23 protein-coding genes, 1 tRNA gene and 1 pseudogene are annotated in these 23,683 nt (G+C 35.5%); 19 read left to right on the plus strand and 6 right to left on the minus strand.

Translation table 11 applies throughout. The annotated features are described in order from the left end of the window. Positions 1–69: 69 nt before the first annotated feature. The gene (locus tag FT993_RS04630; protein ID WP_147861376.1) at positions 70–1,014 is read right to left on the minus strand and encodes a calcium/sodium antiporter; all 945 of its coding nucleotides are present in this window, start codon (positions 1,012–1,014) and stop codon (positions 70–72) included. 292 nt (positions 1,015–1,306) lie between these two features. Continuing rightward, positions 1,307–1,819 carry an adenine phosphoribosyltransferase gene (locus tag FT993_RS04640; RefSeq protein ID WP_147861378.1) on the minus strand — a complete coding sequence of 171 codons (513 nt, stop codon included), beginning with the start codon at positions 1,817–1,819 and terminating at the stop codon, positions 1,307–1,309. A 147-nt stretch (positions 1,820–1,966) separates the two neighbouring features. On the opposite strand from FT993_RS04640, the gene FT993_RS04645 reads away from it, so the two are divergent. Further along, positions 1,967–2,040, plus strand: a tRNA-Arg gene (locus FT993_RS04645). Positions 2,041–2,627: 587 nt separating this feature from the next. On the opposite strand, the gene FT993_RS04650 is transcribed toward FT993_RS04645, so the two are convergent. Next, on the minus strand, positions 2,628–3,218 hold the full coding sequence (locus FT993_RS04650; protein ID WP_147861379.1) for a bifunctional 2-polyprenyl-6-hydroxyphenol methylase/3-demethylubiquinol 3-O-methyltransferase UbiG: 591 nt from the start codon (positions 3,216–3,218) through the stop codon (positions 2,628–2,630). A 216-nt stretch (positions 3,219–3,434) separates the two neighbouring features. Here FT993_RS04650 and FT993_RS04655 point away from each other — a divergent pair. From FT993_RS04655 to FT993_RS04685, 8 genes and pseudogenes are all read left to right on the plus strand, one after another. Further along, positions 3,435–4,385: pseudogene (locus tag FT993_RS04655) on the plus strand (FAD/NAD(P)-binding oxidoreductase). Positions 4,386–4,565: 180 nt separating this feature from the next. After that, positions 4,566–4,769 carry an isoprenylcysteine carboxylmethyltransferase family protein gene (locus FT993_RS12570; protein WP_147861380.1) on the plus strand — a complete coding sequence of 68 codons (204 nt, stop codon included), beginning with the start codon at positions 4,566–4,568 and terminating at the stop codon, positions 4,767–4,769. A gap of 278 nt (positions 4,770–5,047) precedes the next feature. Beyond that, on the plus strand, positions 5,048–5,713 hold the full coding sequence (locus tag FT993_RS04665; RefSeq protein ID WP_147861381.1) for a peroxiredoxin: 666 nt from the start codon (positions 5,048–5,050) through the stop codon (positions 5,711–5,713). A 141-nt stretch (positions 5,714–5,854) separates the two neighbouring features. After that, positions 5,855–6,268: a Dps family protein gene (locus FT993_RS04670; protein ID WP_255504429.1), complete on the plus strand. Its 414-nt coding sequence runs from the start codon at positions 5,855–5,857 to the stop codon at positions 6,266–6,268. 61 nt (positions 6,269–6,329) lie between these two features. After that, positions 6,330–6,506, plus strand: a complete 177-nt coding sequence (locus FT993_RS12405) for a hypothetical protein (protein ID WP_222708300.1) — start codon at positions 6,330–6,332, stop codon at positions 6,504–6,506. Between the two features lie 6 nt (positions 6,507–6,512). Next, a complete protein-coding gene (locus FT993_RS04675) occupies positions 6,513–7,589 on the plus strand; it encodes an APC family permease (protein WP_222708301.1) in 1,077 nt (358 codons plus the stop codon). 31 nt (positions 7,590–7,620) lie between these two features. Beyond that, positions 7,621–8,313, plus strand: coding sequence for a class I SAM-dependent methyltransferase (locus tag FT993_RS04680; protein ID WP_147861382.1), 693 nt, complete (start codon positions 7,621–7,623; stop codon positions 8,311–8,313). Between the two features lie 3 nt (positions 8,314–8,316). Continuing rightward, positions 8,317–8,910 (plus strand): bifunctional 2-polyprenyl-6-hydroxyphenol methylase/3-demethylubiquinol 3-O-methyltransferase UbiG, encoded by a 594-nt coding sequence (locus FT993_RS04685; protein WP_147861383.1) that lies wholly within the window; start codon positions 8,317–8,319, stop codon positions 8,908–8,910. Between the two features lie 35 nt (positions 8,911–8,945). Here FT993_RS04685 and FT993_RS04690 read toward each other — a convergent pair whose 3' ends face one another. Next, positions 8,946–11,057 carry a TonB-dependent receptor domain-containing protein gene (locus FT993_RS04690; protein WP_147861384.1) on the minus strand — a complete coding sequence of 704 codons (2,112 nt, stop codon included), beginning with the start codon at positions 11,055–11,057 and terminating at the stop codon, positions 8,946–8,948. Between the two features lie 747 nt (positions 11,058–11,804). Here FT993_RS04690 and FT993_RS04695 point away from each other — a divergent pair. Together FT993_RS04695 and cydB are read left to right on the plus strand one after the other, a co-directional pair. After that, positions 11,805–13,160 carry a cytochrome ubiquinol oxidase subunit I gene (locus tag FT993_RS04695; RefSeq protein ID WP_147861385.1) on the plus strand — a complete coding sequence of 452 codons (1,356 nt, stop codon included), beginning with the start codon at positions 11,805–11,807 and terminating at the stop codon, positions 13,158–13,160. A 10-nt stretch (positions 13,161–13,170) separates the two neighbouring features. Beyond that, complete coding sequence (cydB, locus tag FT993_RS04700; protein ID WP_147861386.1) at positions 13,171–14,208, plus strand: cytochrome d ubiquinol oxidase subunit II; 1,038 nt, start codon at positions 13,171–13,173, stop codon at positions 14,206–14,208. Positions 14,209–14,689: 481 nt separating this feature from the next. Here the strand turns inward: cydB and FT993_RS04705 are convergent, their stop codons facing one another. Together FT993_RS04705 and FT993_RS04710 are read right to left on the minus strand one after the other, a co-directional pair. Continuing rightward, entirely contained in the window at positions 14,690–14,962 is a 273-nt protein-coding gene (locus FT993_RS04705) for a hypothetical protein (protein WP_147861387.1), read from the minus strand. 1,021 nt (positions 14,963–15,983) lie between these two features. Continuing rightward, the gene (locus FT993_RS04710; protein ID WP_147861388.1) at positions 15,984–16,295 is read right to left on the minus strand and encodes a rhodanese-like domain-containing protein; all 312 of its coding nucleotides are present in this window, start codon (positions 16,293–16,295) and stop codon (positions 15,984–15,986) included. Between the two features lie 124 nt (positions 16,296–16,419). On the opposite strand from FT993_RS04710, the gene FT993_RS04715 reads away from it, so the two are divergent. The 8 genes from FT993_RS04715 to FT993_RS04745 all read left to right on the plus strand — a co-directional run bounded on the left by FT993_RS04715 (position 16,420) and on the right by FT993_RS04745 (position 23,677). After that, positions 16,420–17,004 (plus strand): aminodeoxychorismate/anthranilate synthase component II, encoded by a 585-nt coding sequence (locus FT993_RS04715; RefSeq protein ID WP_147861389.1) that lies wholly within the window; start codon positions 16,420–16,422, stop codon positions 17,002–17,004. Between the two features lie 127 nt (positions 17,005–17,131). Next, the gene (locus tag FT993_RS04720; protein WP_147861390.1) at positions 17,132–17,554 is read left to right on the plus strand and encodes a hypothetical protein; all 423 of its coding nucleotides are present in this window, start codon (positions 17,132–17,134) and stop codon (positions 17,552–17,554) included. A gap of 285 nt (positions 17,555–17,839) precedes the next feature. After that, positions 17,840–17,992, plus strand: coding sequence for a hypothetical protein (locus tag FT993_RS12280; RefSeq protein WP_187240753.1), 153 nt, complete (start codon positions 17,840–17,842; stop codon positions 17,990–17,992). 121 nt (positions 17,993–18,113) lie between these two features. Further along, a complete protein-coding gene (gene kynU / locus FT993_RS04725; protein ID WP_147861391.1) occupies positions 18,114–19,382 on the plus strand; it encodes a kynureninase in 1,269 nt (422 codons plus the stop codon). 1 nt (position 19,383) lies between these two features. Then, the gene (locus tag FT993_RS04730) at positions 19,384–20,781 is read left to right on the plus strand and encodes an NAD(P)/FAD-dependent oxidoreductase (protein WP_147861392.1); all 1,398 of its coding nucleotides are present in this window, start codon (positions 19,384–19,386) and stop codon (positions 20,779–20,781) included. Between the two features lie 11 nt (positions 20,782–20,792). Further along, positions 20,793–21,551 (plus strand): 2-keto-4-pentenoate hydratase, encoded by a 759-nt coding sequence (locus FT993_RS04735; protein ID WP_147861393.1) that lies wholly within the window; start codon positions 20,793–20,795, stop codon positions 21,549–21,551. Between the two features lie 6 nt (positions 21,552–21,557). Then, positions 21,558–21,986 carry a RidA family protein gene (locus FT993_RS04740; RefSeq protein ID WP_147861394.1) on the plus strand — a complete coding sequence of 143 codons (429 nt, stop codon included), beginning with the start codon at positions 21,558–21,560 and terminating at the stop codon, positions 21,984–21,986. Positions 21,987–22,228: 242 nt separating this feature from the next. Next, entirely contained in the window at positions 22,229–23,677 is a 1,449-nt protein-coding gene (locus FT993_RS04745) for an aldehyde dehydrogenase (RefSeq protein ID WP_147861395.1), read from the plus strand. The last annotated feature ends 6 nt before the right edge of the window (positions 23,678–23,683 follow it).

A 23,683-nucleotide genomic window follows, 5' to 3' on the forward strand; every position in this document is an offset into this window, starting at 1 on the left:
CCCCCTAAATTTGATTATTTTTTTAAAAAAAATAATACTTCAAACAAACACCCCCCCTATAAAAAACATCTACACGAAACTTAAAGCTACAAAAATTGTATAAGCTATAAAAATTATAAATCCCTTATACCTACTAAAAATGAATTTTTTAGGCAAGAAAATTAGAGGTAACAAGATTAATGCAAAACCTAGCATCCACAAAATATCGAAACTCAATACTTGTTTTGATTGCATAACAATTGGTTTTATGATAGCTGTCAAACCCAGCACAGAAGCTATATTAAAGATATTTGAACCAATGAGATTACCCAACGACAAAGCTTTTTCTTTCTTTAAGGCAGCAATTACAGAAGCTGCTAATTCTGGAACACTGGTACCAATAGCAATCATAGTTACCGAGATAACCCGTTCACTAATTCCAAGAGCCTCCGCAAGATCAACAGCGCCATTTACCAGTAGCTCTGAACCATAATACAAAGTACTAATTCCGATTATTAACCAAACAACTATTTTAAAAGAGCTTGTGGTTTGCAAAGCTTCATCTACTTCGTCAGGCATTACCTCGGTGTTTTTTCGAGCTCTCCGTATTAATAAGATTAAATAAGCGATAATTCCCAATAAAAAAATAAGGCCTTCAATTCTACTTATCATCTCATCATTAGCTAAGAAACCGTATAATAATAAAGAAAGGCTTATCATTACAGGCCAGTTGAATTTATAGAAATCTTTATCTATAGCCAAATCACCTATTATGGCCGTAATACCTAGAACGAGCCCTATATTAGCAATATTAGACCCAATCACATTACCTAAACTTATATCTGAAAATCCTTCTAAAGCTGCCTGTAAACTCACCAATAATTCTGGCATAGAGGTGGCAAAAGACACTACCGTAAGCCCGATTACCATTTTTGATATATTAAATTTAAAAGAAAGTGCTACAGATGATCTCACTAAAAATTCACCTCCAACAACTAGCAAGGTTAGCCCGATTAAAATAAAAAGTACAGCCATTTATTTTTTTTGCGAATATACAATTTTTGGAAGTTATTAGAGATATTGCTACCCATTCGATAAATAATTATTTTCATGTCAAAATAGGTAATGGATTATTTTATTTTTAAATTACACGTATAAAAAACAACCATGAGGAAATTAATTTTTAAAAGTCTAGCCCGTCTTAACAAAAGGGTCTTACCTAGTTACTCAAAAAAAGGGCTGCAAATTGAAAAAGCAAGTAAATTACAACTAGCAATAATTGCTTATAAAGCCTGGGTTATTAAAAATGCATTATAATAAAGTAGACTCAAAAGGAAAGTAAACTAAAAACTTCTTTTTCACCCAATCGTTTTCGCCCCTTCAAATTAACCAATTCAAGTAGAAAATTGCATTGCACTACCTCGCCACCTAGTTTTTCTATTAACCTTACAGCCGCATAAGCAGTGCCACCGCTAGCTAATACATCATCATGTAAAAGCACCCGATCTCCCCTCTTTATGTAATCTTGATGTATTTCTACCTGATCTTGCCCGTACTCTAAAGAATAAGTTTCTGCTAAGGTCTTAAAGGGTAATTTATTTGCTTTTCTAATCATTACAAAACCGGCTTGAAGTTCTACTGCCAACATACTAGCAAAAATAAAGCCTCTAGACTCAACACCTACCACTTTATCAATCTGAAGCCCCCCAATACTTGCTTTAAGATCCGCTAAAGCTTTCCTAAGAGCTTCTGGATGCTGTAAAAGAGGAGTTATATCTTTATATATAATTCCCGGTTTAGGAAAATCTACAACATCTCTTATATATGTTTTCAAGTCCATTTCGCTTTACTTTCTTTACAATTATTTTTTACGGATTTGAGTTCGTCTTAAAACAATAAAAGTAAAGAAAAAAATTTAATAAATCTTTGCTGTATAGTATAATTAGTATATATTTGCACCCGCAACCAGAAATGGAAGCAAATTTAAGGCCTCGTGGCGCAACTGAATAGCGCATCTGATTACGGCTCAGAAGGTTGCAGGTTTGAATCCTGCCGAGGTCACTTTAAAGAGCTTAAACTCTTATCAAAACCACGTAATTCTTATGAATTATGTGGTTTTCTGTTTTTTAGAGCAACATTTAAAATGATATGATTTGGGGATCATCAACAATTTCTAGATTATTGACTTTTTAAGCAAATAATTTTTCAAGTCGATATAAGAAAAATTTGGGTTTTCATACTCCTCTTAACTGTACTCTAAAAGTTATTAATTTTTAGTAGATAGCTCGTTCATAAAATACTATATTATAGAGCCTGCACGGCATTTAAATTACAATACCCTTTAAATCATACTTGGGTAAAGCTAACCTAGTCTTTAAGTATCCTAACTTTATATCAAAGCAAGGTTTAAACCAAATTGTCTCTATTCTAAATCTATATTGAATCCATTATGAGTATACTTGAATCCACTAATTAGTACTTACTGTAGGTCTTGGTGTAGAATTAGAACCAGATGGATCTTTCTATCTGGTACCCCTAGGTGTGGAGTATGAAAAGGCTATCACGGATTCCTTTTACCTTATGTGTTTCTAGACCAGCGATTTGATGACTATAACACCTGGACAGTAGGTCTAGGTGTCGGTTTAAAGTTATAGTTTCTGAAAAACGAGTGTTGTCATTGCTCTTTTGTCTTGAACATTAGTCGTTTTTACTGGATCTAATAATTCAACAGGAAAATCAGTCAATAACGATGCTATAATTTCTCTTGTAATAAAAAACGTCCCATCTCTATTAGTATGAGATTCTTTCAAGTAAGGTGTATTACCATCTAGTCCAATATTAGATGCTACTCGTATAAAAAGCGTTCCTTCAGGTTTCATTACTCTTATCAATTCTGATAACATTGTAAAAAAGTGTTTTTCGCTTTGCGCGAAATGTAACACAGCACTGCATATGATGTGATGGAACTTGGCATCATCATAAGGCAACTTTTCAATACTGCCTGTGCTGAAATTATGTGCAAGTTTAGGATACTGTTGTTTTGCAGTTTCCAGTCGCTCATTATCGGTATCTATTCCATAAATATCAAAATTATTGAGATAAAACCATCTCAGATTTCTCCCTTCTGCGCAACCAGCATCAAGTATTGTTTGCCCTACTGAATAACGCTCTTTCATTATTTGATCTATTATATAAATATCTGTCTTACCTACAAGATCTGTTATGTTTGGGGTTTTCATTCTGCTTTAAAATAATTAATACCGCAAGTATATAAACTTAATAATGAAGCTTATGTGACCTGAGTTACAGCATACAAGTTTTTAAGAAAGTATTTTTATAGGATTAAAAAAACGCTTAAAAAAATGGGAGCACATTATCAGGTATTAATAATAGGAGGAGGAACTGCAGGTATTATGACTGCGGCTCAACTTCTAGAGCAAAAAAAGTAAACAAGTATTGGGATTATAGAACCAGCAGACACACATTACTATCAGCCCGCGTGGACGCTAGTAGGCGCTGGAGCTTATGATTACAAAAAGACTGGAAAACCTATGAAAGAAGTAATGCCCAAGGGTGCTACTTGGATTAGGGATTATACAACAGCTTTTAACCCAGAAAATAATGCTGTAGCTACTAAAAGTTCTGGTAATCTCACTTACGATTACTTTAGAAAACAAGGAATTCTCAAGAAGACCAATGTAATCTTTGCAACGCCAGGAAGCGTCATTTTTGGTGTAAAACCTATACGAGACACTTTAATGAAGGTTATAGGAAGATATGGTATAAACTTTAAACCTTTTTATGCACCTATCAAAATTGATGCAGAACACAAGGTAGCTTACTTCAAGCACGTTGCACCCGATGAAAACAAGTGTGTACTAAATGAAGATAATGGTATAGCCGAAGAATTTACAGAAGGTAATATCATTAAAATCCCATTTGATATGCTTCATCTCGCACCACCACAAGCAGCACCAAAATTTGTTCGTGAGTCTTCACTTGTAAACGAAACTGGATGGTTAGATGTAGACACCAATTCCCTACAACATAATAGGTACACAAATATTTTTGGATTAGGTGATGTGGCAGGACTACCTACTGCAAAAACAGGAGCTGCCGTACGCAAACAAGTGCCTGTAGTGGTAGACCACTTAAGTCTACTCATTGCTCAAAATAGAATAGGTACAAGATCTTACAATGGCTATTCTAGTTGTACACTTGTAACTGGATAAGGAAAAATGACCCTAGCAGAATTTGATTATGATGGTAATTTCAAACCAGACCCTAAATTAAAACAGATGCCAATTTTTGATAGTGCTAAAGAACACTGGAGATTATGGATGCTTAAGAAATTCGGATTACCTTACTTGTATTGGAACAAAATGTTGAAAGGAAAAAAGGTGTAAAACAAATATTTCTAGTAGAGTAAAAAAGCGTATTTCAATATTGAAAATCGCTTTCTATATAAATAATAACACCATTATATTTAAAATAAAAAACGTCACGTGACTACATATTAGTAAGCAAGCAATTCATCCTGTTTACTATCTGTTGTGCCGTCTTCTTATCTGATTTCTTCAAGTTTGATGCTCTTCAAAATATTGAAGTCAACATTTGTCGTCATTGGAGTTTTAATGAGAATACTCGGCGTATTGCAATTAGGTAGAAATCTATCACCATCCCCAACACTTGTCGCGGGCGATAGTCTGATACAAACAGGACCTTACAAGTGCATTAAACATCCTATTTACACGAGTATCCTCCTAATTTTTTTGGGTTATGGTTTATAGACCGCATCTGGTTATAAGCCTGCTATAACCCTAATTCCTAATCCTATATTTGTATTTTAGTCTAGATATGAAGAAGAAATGCTTTCTGTTGTTTTTCAGAATACCAAGTATATAATAGAAGTACAAGTCGATTTTTACCTAGAACGTTTTCAGCCAAATAAGTTGCTAATTGTTAAAAATAGTTAATCAAACACCTATGTAACATAGGTTACTGTAGCATGTTTTAATATAGCTTAAATTTATAGTATATTTGAAAAATAATCATTAAAAACTATACTATGGATAATGAAAATTTATTGAAAGAACAGGTTACTTCTATGCCAAGGATAGGCGATACAGCACCAGATTTTGAAGCTTTGACAACAAAAGGAAAAATTAAAATGTCTGAATTTGCTAAGGACAAATGGACAGTGATGTTTTCGCACCCAGCAGATTTTACACCAGTTTGCACAACTGAATTGAGTGGATTTGCAGAAAGAAAAGCAGAGTTTGATGCTTTAAATACAGAGCTTCTAGGGTTAAGCATAGACAGTATTCACGCTCATCTAGGATGGGTTCAAAACGTAAGAGAAAACACGGGAGTTTACTTCGACTTCCCTATTATCGCAGACATCGATATGAAAGTATCAAAACTTTACGGAATGCTTCAACCTAATGAAAGCGAGACAGCTGCTGTAAGAGCCGTATTCTTTATCGACCCATCTAAAAAGATTCGTTTAATTATGTACTACCCACTTAATGTAGGTCGTAATATGGATGAGATTTTAAGAGTTTTAGATGCGCTCCAGGTATCAGATGAAAAAGGAGTTGCTATGCCGATGGATTGGAAACGTGGTGAGAAAGTAATTTGCCCGCCACCAAAGTCCTTAGATGCCTTAAACGATAGATTAGCAGACGACTCAGTAGAAAAAATTACTTGGTATTTAGCCAAAAAAGATATCTAGAAAAGAAAATGAGGGTTTTCCTTATTCTTTCGAAAGCCCTTTTTTATTTTTAATAGTCTATTAAAAATTAAAAACCAGATTATGAAAAACATAAATAACATAGGTTTAGACCATAAAACATCTTAAACCACCGCGTCACAACTGAATGACCTATTGTCTAATTACCAAATGTTCTATATGAATCTTAGAGGATTCCACTGGAATATAAAGGGAAAAAAATTCTTTGAATTACACCTTAAGTTTGAAGAGTTATATAACGACGCTCTAGTAAAGGTAGATGAAATTGCAGAGCGGGTACTAACGTTGAGTGCAAGGCCATTACATTCATTTAAAAAGTATCTGGATACCTCTGATATTAAGTCTTCTGAAAATGTAACCGATGGAGAAGAAGCTATCCATAACATTCTTGAATCATTAAAAATCTTATTACGTAAAGAAAGAGAAATTTTATCCATTGCTTCTGAAGCCAATGATGAAGGAACAGTTGCTTTAATGAGTGATTACATCGTAGAGCAAGAGAAACTTGTTTGGATGCTATCTGCTTATCTAGACTAAATTTCAAATTATTACAAAATCTAAAACATATAAAATTACAACCACCACAGGGCTTGCCCTTGTGGTGGCTTATATGGTTGGGACTGGGGCATTCACAAGTTTAGGTTTTCAATTAAAAGTTTTAAACAATCCTACAGTAGTTTTACTACTATGGGTCTTAGGTGGTGTAATCGCGCTTTCTGGAGTTTTTAGTTATGCTGAAATCGGTACGCATATCACACGCTCTGGTGGCGAGTAGGCGTTTTTGAGTAAACTATTTCATCCGCTCATTGGGTATCTGTCTGGATGGATATCGATAACTGTTGGATTTGCTGCACCCATAGCGCTTTCTGCAATGGCATTTATAGCCTATTTTCCTGTAGATAATCTAAATCCTAAATGGGCAAGTATAATACTTGTAGCCATCATTACTTTTATTCACACCAAAAGTTTAAACTTAAACTCAAAATTTCAGAACATAAGTACCTTTTTAAAGATCGCTTTGATTCTTGTTTTCATTGGGATAGGACTTTATTTAGAGCCAAGTTTTAATAATACCCATCTCTTTTCAAATTCTGACTACAGTCAGCTCATTTCACCAGCATTTGCTATTGCATTAATCTATGTGAGTTACTCATATTCTGGATGGAATGCCGCTGCATATATAACAGAAGAATTCAAGAACCCTAAAAAGTCCTTACCCATAGCGCTCATAGTCGGTACACTTATCGTAACACTACTTTACACTTTGCTACAATACATCTTTTTAAAACACGTGCCCATAACAGCGCTTAAAGGGCAACTCGATGTAGGTACCATTGCAATGCGTAAAATGCTAGGTAACGAGATAGCCGCGGTTTTTGGATTAGCTATTTCACTGTTGTTGGTATCAGGAATTAGCGCAATGGTCTGGGTAGGTTCTCGAGTAACTTCGAGTATTGCAAATGATCATACCTTTTGGAACTATTTTAGTGTTCCCAAAAGCAACATTCCGAAGCGAGCACTATGGCTTCAATTTGTCATCAGCAGCTTGTTAATTATCACTGGAACTTTTGAACAGATACTCATTTACTATGGTGTATTACTTACCATATCATCTATGACTACGGTACTAGGCGTTTTTAAATTAAGAAGACAAGTTAAAAATCAAGAAACTAAAGGATATAAAAGCCCATTATTTCCAATTTTTCAATTAGTTTATATTGCGCTATCCCTGTGGATGATTGTTTATGCATTTGTCAATAGTCCCTTTGAAATATTAATCGGTCTGGGCAATATCGTCTTAGGACTCGCAACCTATTTATTAAGTATTAAAATGAACCATAACTTAAAATCAAAATAAAATGAAATCAACAAAACTAGTAATTACAGCGATGCTACTTACAGCAATTGTAGGATGTAAAGAAGCTGATAAGAAAAGTGAAAAACAAGAAATCACACAGGAAATGCATCACGGTGGCGAACATCTCAAAAAAGATGATACTAAAACCGCAAACGAGTATATGCACAAGTCATCAGTAGATGAATTGATTGAACGATTTGATTCGCCAGAGCGAGATGCCTATCAAAAACCTGCTATAGTACTGGATTACCTAGGTGATTTAGAAGGCAAAAAAATAATGGACATCGGTGCAGGTTCGGGCTATTTTTCAGTCAAGCTAGCTGAAAAAGGCGCCCATGTCATTGCTGCAGATGTAAGTGAAGACTTTCAAGCAGCACTTAAAAAACGTATTGAAGCAAATAATATAGAAGACATTGAGCTGCGTAAAATACCTTATGATAGCCCTAATTTATCTGCAGGTGAAGTAGATATGGTTTTAATCGTAAACACCTACCATCATATAGAAAACCGCAGCGCCTATTTTGCAAAGGTCAAAGAAGGAATTCAATCCGATGGTGAACTGGTCATTATTGATTTCCTCAAAAAGGAACTTCCTGTAGGTCCTCCATTAAATCATAAAGTAGCTCTAGAAACTGTAAAGGCTGAATTGAAAGAAGCTGGCTACACAAATATAGACGTCAATACCAACTTGCTACCGTATCAATTTATAATTAAAGCCAAATAAGCTATGACCGATTTTTGGAATCAACGTTATGGCGAGCAGGCATTTGCCTATGGCAAACAACCAAACGTCTTTTTTAAACAACAGCTTGATATATTAGATTCTGGCAGCATACTCTTCCCTGCCGAAGGTGAAGGCCGTAATGCGGTATATGCAGCATCACAAGGTTGGAATGTAATGGCTTTTGACACTAGTGAAAAAGGAAAAGAAAAAGCGCTACAACTCGCTCAGGAACAAAAGGTTGCAATTACGTATACAATTACCGATGTAATGCAATTTCATAGTGATACCGCTTTTGACGTTATTGCTTTGTGCTATGCTCATTTTCCTGCAAGTATCCGTAAGCAAGCGCACAAGCATCTATTGCAATTTTTAAAACCGAATGGTATCGTTGTTTTTGAAGCTTTCGCGAAAGCGCAATTAGGAAATGCTTCTGGTGGTCCAAAAAATATAGAAATGCTATTTTCTATCGATGAAGTCAAAGAAGAGTTTACTAATCTAGATTTTAGTTATCTAGAAGAAAAAACCGTAACTCTTAAAGAAGGGAACTATCATCAGGGAACGGCAGAAGTCATACGTTTCGTAGGAAAGAAACTTTAAGAGAAAGCCCTTCGATATTGAAGGGCTTCTACTTTTTAGAAATCATACTTCACAAAAATCGAGAAGTTTGTTCCAGGGTCATTTATAGGAGCTCTTGTAAAATCAGCCTGATTCACAAAAGAGAAATTTAAATGATTATTATACGTCTCATTAAACACATTGAGCACCGCTAGACCTATATTCACATCCTTTACAGGCTTGAAGCCGAAACGTAAATCCAACACCTCATAACCAGGTGTTTCTTGTTCTCTAAGGCTTGTAGCAATCTCATCTTGCTTAGACGTTATAGTATAGTCTAAACTCGCCCAGAATTTTTCTTTTTCAAATCCTAATCCAAAACGGGTTGTAAATGGTGGTGTTAGCGGTAGTGCTTCGTCTAGGTCTTGATTTCTTGTATATACGTAAGACAATGCGCTAGAAAAATTAAAGTGGCTTGCAAAATCTATCGTAGCCTCTGCTTCAAAACCTGTTTTGTTTGCTTTATCTAAATTGATAAATCGTTTTACTTCTTGTGGCTGTGCATTGGGCATAAACTTTCTATCGAGTGTAGGGTCTACAACGGCAACAATGTAATTCTCATAACGTGCATAATACCCAGATATAGCATAATGCAAAGCGTTAATCCCTTTGTCAAAACGTTTACGACCTTTAATACCTATTTCAAACTGATTATTTACCTCAGCGTCCAGATTAGGATTTCCTACATATTCAAAAGGGTCTTGCCCCACAGAAAAATGATTAATGTATCGCTCTATCATATTTGCAGAACGTACACCACGGCCATAAGCAACTTCTAGCGTTTTATTAGCTGATAATTTATGTTTCATTGATATTGTAGCAGAAACGTTATGCTCTTCACGCTGTTCTAAATTGGCATAGAGTTGTTGAAAATCTGCTTCAGGGTCTTTAATATCAGAGACTACTACATCGTAACGCATCCCAGCCGTTAACATCGTTTTGTCTGAAACGGCATACTTATTTTCAGCAAAGAGTCCAAAATCATTTACATAGGAATCTTGCCAAATCTTATCTTGAAATACCATAGGTTGCGGTAATAAATCGCCCATCATATTACGTTTTACAACGCGAGTTCTACCGCCATCTCTTGCAATAAGCAATGCATCTATCCCACCATAAAGAATCCATTTTTCTGTTGGTTTCATTTTCAGCTCTAGCTTACCGCCAGCAGTAGTGGCATCTATGGTAGATACAGCTTCTGTCATCATAAAAGAAGGTCTTCTGCTGTTAGCCATAATGTGGTCTACAAAAGAATAATAAGCTTTTGCGTTTACTTCCTTAACGAAACCTTTTAAATCAGATAATTTGTAATCCAGTGATAAAATAGAGCTGTTGTCCTCTTCTGTATCCATAGGCAGTCCAGCGTGTAAAACATCTCTACCGTAAGATTGTCGCCAGTGTGCTTGTATTCTTTGGGAATCACTTAAATTATATCCTACTCGCAAGCCATAGTCTAAACTTCTAAATGATGACGGAATTTCAGTTTCATCACCGTCTTCATAATTGCCAAAATCACGATAGCCAGCATTTGCAGTGATATCGTATTTTTCAGCTACTTGATGCAATTTGATGGATGATACCAACGCATTACCATTAGTTTCATAACCAGTACTCACATTGCCGTGTAAGCCATTATCTAGTCGCATCGGTGGCTGAGTAACTAGATTTACTATACCGCCAAAGGTAGCGCCATATCGTACGGTATAAGGTCCTTTTATTACTTCTATGCGTTCAATATCTTCAGGCACTACGTGTGTAGTCACTGGGTCCATTCGATTAGGGCAAGCGTGCATCGCCTTTGTACCGCCATCAAATTGAATGTTAAGCTGTTCATACTGACTTGCTCTAAACGATGGGTCAATCGCATAATTACCACGTTTAATAAGCGAGAAACCATTAAGGTCGGTAAAAAGATCAGCAACGTTTTTGGGTTGTACCACTTTCTTTTCTAGTTCTGTTTTTACTGTGGTAAGTACTGGGTCTGTATTTCGTTTACCTGTGATGAGTACTGTATTAAGCGTCACCGTTTTTATACTATCGTTTTGAATTATGTCTTTTTTTATCGTTTCCTGCGCACACAAAAACACAGGAAAGAATGCTACTACTAGCACTAATTTTCTAAAATTCATTTTAATTTTTTTTAAATTACTTACGGGAAGATTGTAGGATAAGCCTTGCATTATCCTATCTGCATTATTTGTTATGTAAGTAAAACAGTCCTGGGTGGATGGAAGATGCGAGTGTGATTCTCCTCGCTTTTTAAAAGGATATAATTACTAGTATTAGTTGTTATGTATATGGGTGCAGCAAGTTGCTCTGTATTGGAATATACCTCGCAATACACCAGTTGTTCCCATTCTATTTGTAACGCAGGTTTTTCTGGGTTTGAAGTTGAGCTCTTTGAAACCTTAGTCAAGAAACACTTTCCATTACACTGCATCGCAGGTTTGCCTTTATTTTCACAAAGTTGCTCTATAAAACTTTCCATATCAAGTGCATACCAGCTATAGGTAATCGATACCTTAAGACTGTTACTCAACAGTAAAAAAGATAAAATAATAGCACTTATTAGTTTCATACTGCAATAGTATTCTAAATAGAGAACGAGAGCAATGATAAAAGTCAGTTTAAAAGAAAAATATAGTAGTATACTACCGTTTTCAATGCCCAGATTTCTTGTTTTATACGCTTTCGCGAAAGCGTAATTACAACCATTTAAATTGGTCTAATTATATCACAAAATTAGACCAATACTAGCCTTTCTAAAGCTACTAAAATTACACAAGAAAACCTTTTAAAACGAAATCATTCACTGTGTAACACCGGTTACCTATAGAATACAAAAAAACGTTAATTTTGTATAAAAATATATTGAAATGGATACAGAAATTCTTGCAAGGATCCAGTTTGCTTTCACCATTGCTTTCCATTACATCTACCCGCCATTAAGCATAGGTCTTGGCCTCATAATGGTTTTTATGGAGGGAATGTATTTGAAGACTGGAAATAAACAATACGAGGTTTTAACTAGGTTTTGGTTAAAAATTTTTGCTTTAACTTTTGGTATAGGTGTGGCGACAGGTATCATTATGGAATTCGAGTTTGGCACAAACTGGGCGGTTTATTCCAGATACGTAGGTGATATATTTGGTAGCGCACTAGCAGCAGAAGGTTTATTTGCTTTTGGATTAGAAAGTGCATTTTTAGGGATTCTACTTTTTGGTTGGAACAGAGTATCACCTAAAGTTCATTTCATATCAACCATTGGGGTGTTTTTAGGGTCTATGTTTTCAGCGGTGTGGATTGTTGTAGCAAATAGCTGGCAACAAACACCTGCGGGATATCATATTGTAGGTGAAGATTTTAATGCAAGAGCAGAAGTTACCGATTTCTGGGCGATGGTATTCAACCCTTCAAGTGTAGATAGAATCATTCACGTATGGCAAGGTGCTTTTTTAGCCGGTGCTTTTTTAGTATTAAGTGTGCACGCATATTACTTAATAAAAGGGCGTTATGTAGAAATATCAAAAAAGGCTTTTAAAATAGCTTTAGGTCTAGCCACAGTAATATCACTTACGCAGCTGTTTTCTGGTCACAGGTCTGCCGAAGTTGTTGCAGAACATCAGCCTGCAAAACTAGCAGCGCTAGAAGGCCATTATGAAGCAAACGGCGCTGCAGACATGTATTTATTTGGTTGGGTAGATAACGAAACCCAAGAAGTTACAGGGCTTAAAGTGCCTGGTGGTTTGTCATTTTTATTACACCAGGATTTTGAAGAACCAGTAACGGGACTGAAGGCTTTCCCTAAAGAAGACAGACCTAGTCAAGTAAATGCTGTATTTCAATTCTATCATATTATGGTGAGTATCGGGATGTTCTTAATAGGTCTAACCTTGTACGCAAGTTACCTATGGTGGCGAGGCACTTTATTTGAAAAGAAATGGTTGTTACGCATATTTGCGTTCTCAGTTTTATTACCGCAAATAGCAAATCAAGTAGGCTGGTTTGCTGCTGAGATGGGAAGACAACCTTGGATTGTCTATGGTCATTTAAGAACTAGTGAAGGCTTCTCTCAAGAAGTTTCTTCAAATCAAATACTATTTTCTTTGATACTATTTTTAGTGGTCTACACGATATTGTTTCTTTTATTTCTCTATTCGGTAAATAAAAAGATAAAGCAAGGTCCTTATGATGAAGCTAAGAATCCTGATGAATTTTTAAAATACGTTTAAACACATACCTATGGAAACTTTTTTAGGTTTAGATTACCCAACACTTTGGTACTTAGTTGTAGGACTTTTATTTTCTGGTTATGCCATTCTAGAAGGCTTTGATTATGGTGCTGGCGCGTGGCATTTATTTTTCAGGAAAGACTTAAGTAGGCGTATCGCCATTAACGCCATTGGTCCTTTATGGGATGCCAATCAAGTATGGCTTATTATTGGTGCAGGTGCCTTGTTTGCAGGGTTTCCTGTAATGTATGCCACGATGCTATCGGCTATGTATGTACCATTTATGTTGTTTTTAATGCTTCTTGTACTTAGGTCTGCAGCTATCAAATTCAGAAGCGCAGAAGAAATGAAGTGGTGGCGTAAAACGTGGGACATCATCTATTTTGGCTCAAATGTTTTGATTTCATTCTTGCTAGGTGTTGTTTTAGCTAATATTTTACAAGGCTTTGAACTGGGCGAACACTACAGTTATAAAGGGGGCATGTTTTTTTCGTTTCTAAATCCTTATGCCATAATGGTAGGATTGACCACAGTATCATTATTTATGACACAAGGAGCCATTTTTCTGTTGCTTAAAACAGAAGGACGTTTGCATGCCAGGTTAACCTTTTTATTAAAAAAGGGAATGATTTTCTTTATTGTCAGTTTCGCGGCGACATCGCTTTACACATTAGTATTTCTTCCAGGTGTTACAGACAAATTTAAGGAGTATCCAATTTTCTTTATAATACCCTTACTTGCATTTTTATCTGTTGCAAATATTCCTCGTTTAGTATCAAAAAAGAAATATGCTTACGCTTTAGTATTTTCATCTCTAACAATGGCGTTTTTACTTATGTTAGTGGCTTTTCAATTATATCCAGTACTATTACCATCTACCATAGCCTCGGAATATAGTGTGACTATTTATAACGCGGCTTCTTCGCAAAAGTCTTTGGGAATTATGTTAACCATAGTAGCCATAGGGTCACCTTTGCTTGCAGGCTATTTCTTATTTCTTTATAAAACTTTCAACGGAAAAGTGAAGTTAGATGACACCAGCTACTAGGTCTCATCATCTTTTTTTTAGTAAGCATGGGAGCTTAGAGACTAACCAAGAAGTGAATAATAATCATAGCTACTACTGCTACTACTATGTGTTTGGCGGTTTTTGAGTTACTCATAAGTAATATTATTTATTACTACTTCAAATGTAGCCATCGTAAAAACCATAAAGAATGACTTTTGTTAGTTTACGCTTTAACGCTACGCTCTTCCTACGGTCGTGTTTCTCATAGACTCGCTTTCGCTAAAGTGTAGTAACCTTATTCAGATGCAAGCTAATATATTACCAAATAGTTTATTAAGGGTTACCGTGGACCTAGGATACTTAAACAATTCTTTTCAAAAAAAATTGGCTAGAACAAGAGCCTAAAAATCTCTTCAATCGGCATCTATAGTTCGACTAGAAAATCGCCGAAATAATCAAGTTTAACACGACCTCATTACGATTTAAAAATGAGTAATTCCCACTGCTGCTAAAACCATTTCTATTGGCAATAAGGAAGTAAAGTCGCAACAACATCACTAATCTTAAAGTTAAGAGAGGTAAGATAAGTAACAAGTAACCTTGCACCTAACCTATAATTTGCTTTAAAATCAAGACCTTGAAATGTAGCCCAACCACCATTTTCAATGGTCCTTAGAACATACTTATTTTCACAATAAGCTTTTGTAGATACTTCAAGAAATTTATTCAAACCACGTACAACATGGTTGTCTTTTGCATTCTGTATAAGTACACAGATAGCAATAAAACTCACCTCACCTCCTTTTGTTGTCCGCTCAAACTAAGAGCCATTCTCACGCGTTTATTTGAACGCTAGGTCATTTTCATCGGCACCTTCTTAAGAATGCGCTAAGTGCATCTCTACGCTATTGCAAAAAAAATACCTTTGATAATCCCTTTCAACATTTTATTTATTTTCTTTCTAACTTTTATTAAAAATTTTATAATTATTAAATAAACCAAGCTGCATTTATGCATCCTTCAGAATAAATAATTCCACCACAGCTACTTATGACAGTTTTTGCTTATTAGGGTGCATTTTTCACCCTAAGATGAGATATAGATTATTGGAAATACATTAAAATGAAAATTAAAAAAGACTCCGTATTTTCAAATAACGTTCACTACTTGGTAGACAGAACTGAGCGCTACATTCGTAAGTTGTTAAATCACATTACTACTCCCTTTGGTAAGAGGGCATACCAAATCATCCCCGCATAAGAAATTTCTGAATATAATGAAATTATTTAGGAAATGGTAAACCAATAACTTGAGCAAGTTTTATAGTAACTGATATAGATAATATAAGTTTGAAATCTTGCGAGGTCACGAATAAATATTAAACCTCACTCCATTGCGGGATCACTTGAGTTTGAACGTGAGAATATTTATTTCATAAGGAATCTTCCGCTCAAAGGGCAATCAGGAAATCAAGGACAATTTCTGAGTTTTTGATTTTTTAAGGGAATAATTTTTTCAAGTCTGTATATCATCCCCACCCCAAAATTGTACATCAAATACTTTAATTTATACACTATTAAATTAGTTAAAAGCCATTTCTTGAACTCTATTTGTCGACAAAGTGGTTTTTGAAAAACAATCACAATTAAATCTAACTTTCTTATCCTAGCCTTATTGCTTAAATAAAGTAATTTCTTGTCAGAATAATATTGATTTTCCGCAATCACCTAAACAGCAATCCTCCAATCTGTTTAAAGATGCGGTAACAAAAAAGCCACGAATTCGGCGTGGCTTTCTTGCTATTGTTCTTTAAATTATTTAGCTACTTCGCCTTCCCAAATAGAAAAGCCTCCTTCTAAATTAAAGGTAGAACTAAAGCCTAGTTGATCCATAATCTGACAAGCCTGAGTACTTCTTCCGCCAGACTTGCAATACACATAAAAGTTTTTAGACTTATCTAATTCTTGAGTACTGTTCATAAATTCTTGAGGCTCTTGAATGTTTGCTAAAATTGCTCCTGGTATAAATCCTTCCTCAAACTCTTCTGGCGTTCTCACATCTAACAAGACGGCATTTTTATCGTTGGCAAGTTGATTTCTCCAAGTTTCTTGATCTAAATTTTCCATGTCCAATATTTTAATTAGCGTAACAAATGTAACTAATAAAAAAACAACTCAATTAATCCTAAAATGCAAAAATTAAATAAAGCTTTCTAGTATAAAAAAAACACCCTAATTTCGCACCACACAAATGAAAAGCATTACACCGCAACCTAATCACGTTTTAATTATAGACAATCACGATAGTTTTGTCTATAATCTTGCCCACTACATCGAAATGAATAACTTCATTCCGATAGTAAAAAGACCTGATTTAATCGACTTAAATTCTATTGCTAATTACAGCCATATTTTAATTTCACCAGGTCCTGGACTTCCCAAAGAAACACCGTTGCTCGCAGAAATCATAAAAAAATATGGTCCTAGCAAAAACATTCTAGGAGTATGTTTAGGTCATCAAGCTATAGCTGAAGTTTTAGGTGCCAACTTATATAATCTAAAAAAAGTATACCATGGAGTATCCTCAAGAATTAAAAGAACAAATACATCCGACGCTTTGTTAAATAGACTACCAACAGAGTTTGATGTGGCCAGATATCATTCTTGGGCAGTAAAAGATTTACCAGATTGCCTAACTCCTACTAGTTATGATGAAGAAGGCTGTCTTATGTCTTATGAACACAAGGAACTTAAGTTATTCGGAGTTCAATTTCATCCCGAATCTATTCTTACACCTTTAGGAATGACTATTCTTAAAAATTGGTTAACAATATGAACATTTACATACACTTAACCGAGGATAAATATGATTAAACTTCTATTATTAATTTAACAACAATGGTTCGTTTTTTTTAAGTATTTTTACCTTAAAACAACATAATATTAATTACTATTCACAAAAAGTGAAATTTAAGGAATCAACACATAAGCATTATATTCTAAAAGAGATCCTATTAGAACATGGTGATTTTTACTTTTGCAAGGATTTCATTGTGGCCGAAATTAAGCCAGAAGTATTATGGAATTGGGAAAAGGCTAAGCATTTAATTGCTGTAGCTACAAATTTTTATACAGATGGAATTCCTAATTTATATATTTCAAATAAAATAAACGCTTATGCCATTGACCCTATGGTTTGGAAGAAAGTAATTGAAACACTTGGACCCACCCACTACATCGCAATTTCTCGTACTAGCTCCTCAAAAGTAAATCTTTTATTCGAAGAAATGTTTTATAAAGGAGACATTCACCAAGTCGAGAGCTTAGATCAAGCTATAAATTGGTTTAAAAACAATAAAAATCTTATGAAAAGGAATAAGATTTAACAAGATGTTACCAGTAGCTAAAATGCTAATTTAAAGCATTTTAAGTATCTTTATATCATTAAATCGTATTAACCTTAAGCAACTTCAAATTTGGTTAGGTGTTTTAGATTAGATGAAGCTTAAGTTAATACAGAAATCGGGATTTTTTTCAAATCCCGATTTTTTTTTCCACAGCTACAATCGTTAACTTCAGGTTAAAATACTATTACAATTCCAAGCTAAACTGTACATTTAAATAAAACCACGCAAATGAAACCTTTTATTTGCCTATTAAAATTAAAAATTATGAGAAAATTATTGCTATCGGCCTTTTTTTTAGGCCTATTTGCCACAAGCTTTGTAGGCTGTCGAGAAAAAAGCGCTACCGAAAAGGCTGCAGATGATATAGAGAATGCAGCCGAAGATGTTGGCGATGAAATAGAAGATGCCGTAGATTAGGTAAATGTAAACTACAAACCATAAGCATTCTGGGAAGCCAGAGTGCTTTTTTTGTCTAAAAACAAAATAGCTAGTTGCATAATAATTGCTAAATTTGTTACACTTACAAACTAAAACAGCTATGACCCAATATAAAAACAGTCTAGAATTTGCTAAAGAACAAGACGAAAAAGACCCATTAGCAAAATTTAGAAATGAATTTTATTTTCCACAAAACAATCAAAATCAAAATCAAATATACCTTTGCGGCAATTCTCTAGGATTGCAACCCAAAAGAACTCAAGAATACATCAATCAAGAATTACAAGACTGGGCGAAATACGGAGTTGAGGGACACACCTTAGCAAAAAATCCTTGGGTGCCGTATCATGAATTACTCACCAACAAAATGGCTAAAATCGTAGGTGCAAAACCTAAAGAAGTGGTGATGATGAACACCCTTACGGTTAACCTGCATTTGATGATGGTTAGTTTTTATAGACCTACAGATAGAAAATTTAAAATACTAATTGAAAAAGATGCTTTCCCCTCAGACCGCTATGCTGTAGAATCGCAATTGCGTTTTCACGGAATTAGTCCAGAAGAAGGACTATTGTTATGGGAACCACGTGAGGGTGAAGAATTATGTAGGTTTGAAGACTTACAAAAGATTGTGGAAGAACAAGGTAATCGAATTGCCTTGATGATGATAGGCAGTACCAATTATTATACGGGACAATCTTTTCCGCTAAAAAAAATTGTACAATTAGGACATCAAAATGAGATAAAAGTAGGATTTGATTTAGCGCATGGCGCCGGTAATATTCAACCTAATTTACATAAAATAGGCGCAGATTTTGCCGTGTGGTGTTCGTATAAGTACCTCAACAGCGGTCCGGGTAGCGTGGGTGGTTGCTTTGTTCATGAAAGACATGAAAACGATTTAAAACTACCTAGATTTGCAGGATGGTGGGGCCACGATAAAGAATCAAGATTTAATATGCGCCAAGATTTTGATCCAATCCCAGGAGCAGAGGGCTGGCAATTGAGCAACCCCCCAATTTTATCTCTTGCCGCTATAAATGCATCTCTAAGTTTATTTGAAGAGGCCGGCTTTGATAAGCTAATTCAAAAATCAAAAAATTTAACTGGTTATCTTGAGTTTCTAATTAAAGATTTACAAGATAATCGCATACAAATAATAACACCATCAAACCCCGATGAGCGAGGTTGCCAACTTTCCTTAAAATTGACAGGAGTTAACAAATCCCTTTTTGACAACTTAATCAAAGACGGCGTAATAACAGATTGGAGAGAACCTAATGTAATTCGAATCGCTCCAGCACCTCTTTATAATAATTATGAAGATGTCTTTAAAATGGTTCAATCTTTAAAAAAACACTTGGGTTAAGATGCAAGAAAAATCAACATTAATTATAGGAGCTGGCTTATGTGGTAGCTTATTAGGGTTACGTTTGGCACAAAGAGGCTATCAAGTAAAATTAATTGAAAAAAGGCCAGATCTAAGAAAAAATGAGATTTCGGCAGGCAGGTCAATCAATCTTGCTTTATCCAATCGTGGCTTAAAGGCTATGAAACTAGTAGGAATTGAAGAAAAGGTTAAAGAATTATGTATTCCGATGCACGGCCGCATGATTCACCAAAAGGACCGAGACGAATTTCTTTCGCCTTATAGCGGATTAACTTCAGAGTACATCAATTCCATTTCGAGAACTAGATTAAACGCATTGCTTCTGGATGAGGCTGAAAAATTTCCAAATGTAGAAATTTTATTTAACCACACCTGTCTTGATGTAAACCTGGAGGCCGCCACAGCCACGTTTAAAGATGAAACCAACCAGGAAGAAAAGCAGTTTAAGTCAGATGTGATTTTTGGAGCAGATGGCGCAGGTTCTATAGTAAGAAAAAGTATGTGGGAAGACCGCTTATTTCTATTTAGTTTCTCGCAAAACTTTCTTACTCACGGTTACAAAGAGTTAAGCATTCCTCCTACAAAAGATGGTGGCTATAGGCTAGTAAAAAACGCTTTGCACATTTGGCCTAGAGGAGAAAATATGGTTATTGCCCTACCTAATCTAGACGGTAGTTTTACGGTTACCCTTTTTATGGCCTATGAAGGAGGAGAATACAACTTAAACAACCTAAATACTCCAGAAAAAGTAGAGGCTTATTTTAAAGAAACATACCCCTCTGCATACCCGCATATGCCAACACTTACTCAAGATTTTTTTGAAAATCCAACGAGCCCGCTGGGCACTGTCAAATGCTATCCTTGGAGTTGTTCAGGAAAAACTTTACTCATTGGTGATGCCGCGCACGCAATAGTTCCGTTTTACGGACAAGGCATGAATGCTTCTTTTGAAGACGTGGTAGTGCTAGACAAAATTATAGAAGAAAATCCCACATCTAATTGGAAATCTATTTTTGATACTTATCAAAAAGAGCGCAAAGCCGATGCTGATGCTATTGCCGATTTAGCTATTGATAATTTTCATGAGATGAAATCTCATACGGCTGCAGAAATTTTTCAGAAAAAAAGAAAAATTGAAACAGCTTTAGAGCAAAAACATCCTAAAAAATATGCTTCAAAATACAGGTTGGTTACCTTTAGAGAGGATTTGGGGTATAACAAGGCAATGAAAAAAGGAAGAGCACAGGATAAAGCCATATTGAGTTTGCTGAATAAAGGAGTAATAGATACTGAGATGAATTTAGAAGATTTGCTTCATAAAATTAATCAAGAGACACAGGAAATCTTAAATGAAGATGCCATCCTTCGCGGGATGTAAACCAACAATACATGAATTTAGATCAAGTTGCCCATTTAATTGACCAAGCCACTTTAAAGGCACAGCCCATACAGCAAAAAGATTTTCCTGATTTAAGTTTGCAAGATGCTTATACCGTTCAACGCAAAACCATAAATTTGCGACTAGAGCGAGCCGAGCATATAACGGGATTTAAATTAGGATTTACCTCACGTGCTAAAATGGAGCAAATGGGTGTGCACGATCTAATTTGGGGCTTTCTAACCAGTGGCATGCAAATCAATCCGCTTAGCGAAGTAGATCTAAGTAAATACATAAAACCAAATGCTGAGCCTGAAATTGCTTTTCGTGTATCTCAGCCTATTACAGAATCTATACCGTTAAAAGACGTCCCTAAGTATGTTGATAAGATGGCAGTTGCAATCGAATTAATAGATACTCGGTATGAAAAATTCACCTTTTCTCTAGAAGATTTGGTAGCCGACAATTGCTCATCTGCAGGTTATTGTATAGGCAAGTGGCAAAATCTTAAAGAAGATATTACCGATTTACCCATCACGCTAATGGTAAACAGTAAAGTGCAAGAACAAGGAAGTTCATCTGCAATTTTAAACAACCCATTGCAATCCGTAATAGAGCTAAGCCGATTAACCTCTAAAGTTGGCGTAAAAATAAAACCTGGACACATAATTTTGGCCGGAGCGGCCACCAAGCATATACCTTTGCTGAAAAATAACGAAATAACAACCCAAATAGATAAAATAGGAGCGGTAAGCTTCAAAACTAAATAAAGAAAAATGGCAGGAAAAGTAATAGAAGGAAAAGCGAAACCAAGAGGTAAATATCCACACGTTAAGCGAGTAGGCGATTTTATTTACGTCTCGGGCACCAGCTCACGTAGAGCAGACAACACTTTTGAAGGTGTTGAAGTTGACGAAATGGGAACCACAAATTTAGATATTAGCAAACAAACTGAGGCAGTTTTAAACAACATTGATGCAATTTTAAAAGAAGAAGGTGCTTCCTTAAAAGACGTTGTAGATGTCACCTCCTTTTTGGTAAATATGAATGATTTTAAAGGCTACAATGAGACCTATGCTAAGTTTTTTGATCAAGAAACAGGACCAACCCGCACCACAGTAGCTGTACATCAATTGCCTCACCCCCATTTGTTGATTGAAATAAAAGTGGTGGCTTATAAAAAACAAGCTTACGCAGGACATTAATAATGATATAGACACCCCCACTATCAAACCCTAGTTTACTTCCCTAAACTAGGGTTTGGTTCTAATATCCTATTATCGCTGATTAACTAAAATTCAACAACTTTCATTCTGATTCGTTTAAAACTATGAAGCAACATTAATCAAAAATAATACTCAAGCGCTTCAATTTAATAATTTAAGATAACGAAAAACCAAGCATCCTAAATCAAGAAATTCTATATTTGTAGAAAACCAATTGATTGATGCTACGCATACAAAATTTTATTAACGGACAACTAATTGACCCTGCTTCCAACGAATGGATAGACAATATAAACCCTGCTCTAGGTGAGGTTTACGGTCAAATACCAAACAGCCAAGAGACAGACGTGAACCAAGCTGTAACTGCAGCCAATAAAGCATTTTCTGGATGGTCAAACACCAGTATAGAAAAAAGGAGTGAATGCTTGTTAAGAATTGCAAAAGGTATTGAAAACCGTCTAGAAGAGTTTGCCCAAGCCGAATCTGTAGACAATGGTAAACCTTTAAGTTTAGCAAGAAAAGTTGATATTCCGAGGGCAATTGCTAACTTTAGGTTCTTTGCAAAAGCAATAACTCAATATGCAAGTAAATCGCACCAAACGGTACACACCAACAGCATCAATTTTACCCTAAGAAAACCAGTAGGAATAGTTGGCTGTATTTCTCCCTGGAATTTACCACTATATCTCTTTAGCTGGAAAATAGCTCCAGCTTTGGCCGCAGGAAACTGTGTAATCGCAAAACCAAGTGAGGTAACTCCAGTAACTGCCTTTTTACTCAGTCAAGTTTGTCAAGAAGCTGGTTTACCGCCAGGAGTTTTAAACATTGTACACGGATCGGGTGAACATTGCGGTCAAAGTATCGTAGCACACCCCTCGATTAAAGCCATCTCATTTACGGGAGGCACTAGCACAGGACAACATATAGCTCGCACGGCTGCACCCATGTTTAAAAAACTCTCGCTCGAACTAGGAGGTAAAAACCCCAACCTTGTATTTGCAGATTGTGATTATGAAAAAATGTTAAAAACCACTCTGAAATCTTCATTTGCCAATCAAGGTCAAATTTGCCTTTGCGGAAGTAGAATTTACGTAGAAGAAAGTATTTTCAACAAATTCAAAAATGACTTCGTCGCGGCTACCAAAAAACTTATTGTGGGTGACCCTAACCACCCTAGTACAGATTTAGGAGCTTTGGTTTCTCAAGCCCATCTTAAAAAGGTTTATAATTACATAAAGCAAATAAATCCCGCAGAAGCTAAAATTCTTGTGGGTGGAAATTTGGTGCATCCTAAAGGTTTTGAAAAAGGATATTTTTTAGAGCCTACCATCATAGAAGTCAACAACAACCAATGTCGTCTAAATCAAGAAGAAATTTTTGGTCCCGTAGTTACCTTAATGCCTTTTAAAACCGAAAAGGAGGCATTAAAATTAGCCAATGAAGTTCGCTACGGACTTTCATCAACGGTATGGACAAATGATATTAACAGAAGTATGCGCCTAAGTCAAGAAATTGAAGCCGGAATTGTTTGGGTAAACACCTGGTTGAACCGAGATTTGCGAACACCATTTGGGGGTGTAAAGGAAAGCGGCGTTGGGCGTGAAGGAGGTTTTGAAGCATTAGACTTTTTTACTGAACCCAAAAACGTTTGCATACAATACCAAGCATAAAAAAAT

This window comes from Mesonia sp. HuA40 (genome assembly GCF_008017835.1).
Classification (GTDB): domain Bacteria; phylum Bacteroidota; class Bacteroidia; order Flavobacteriales; family Flavobacteriaceae; genus Mesonia.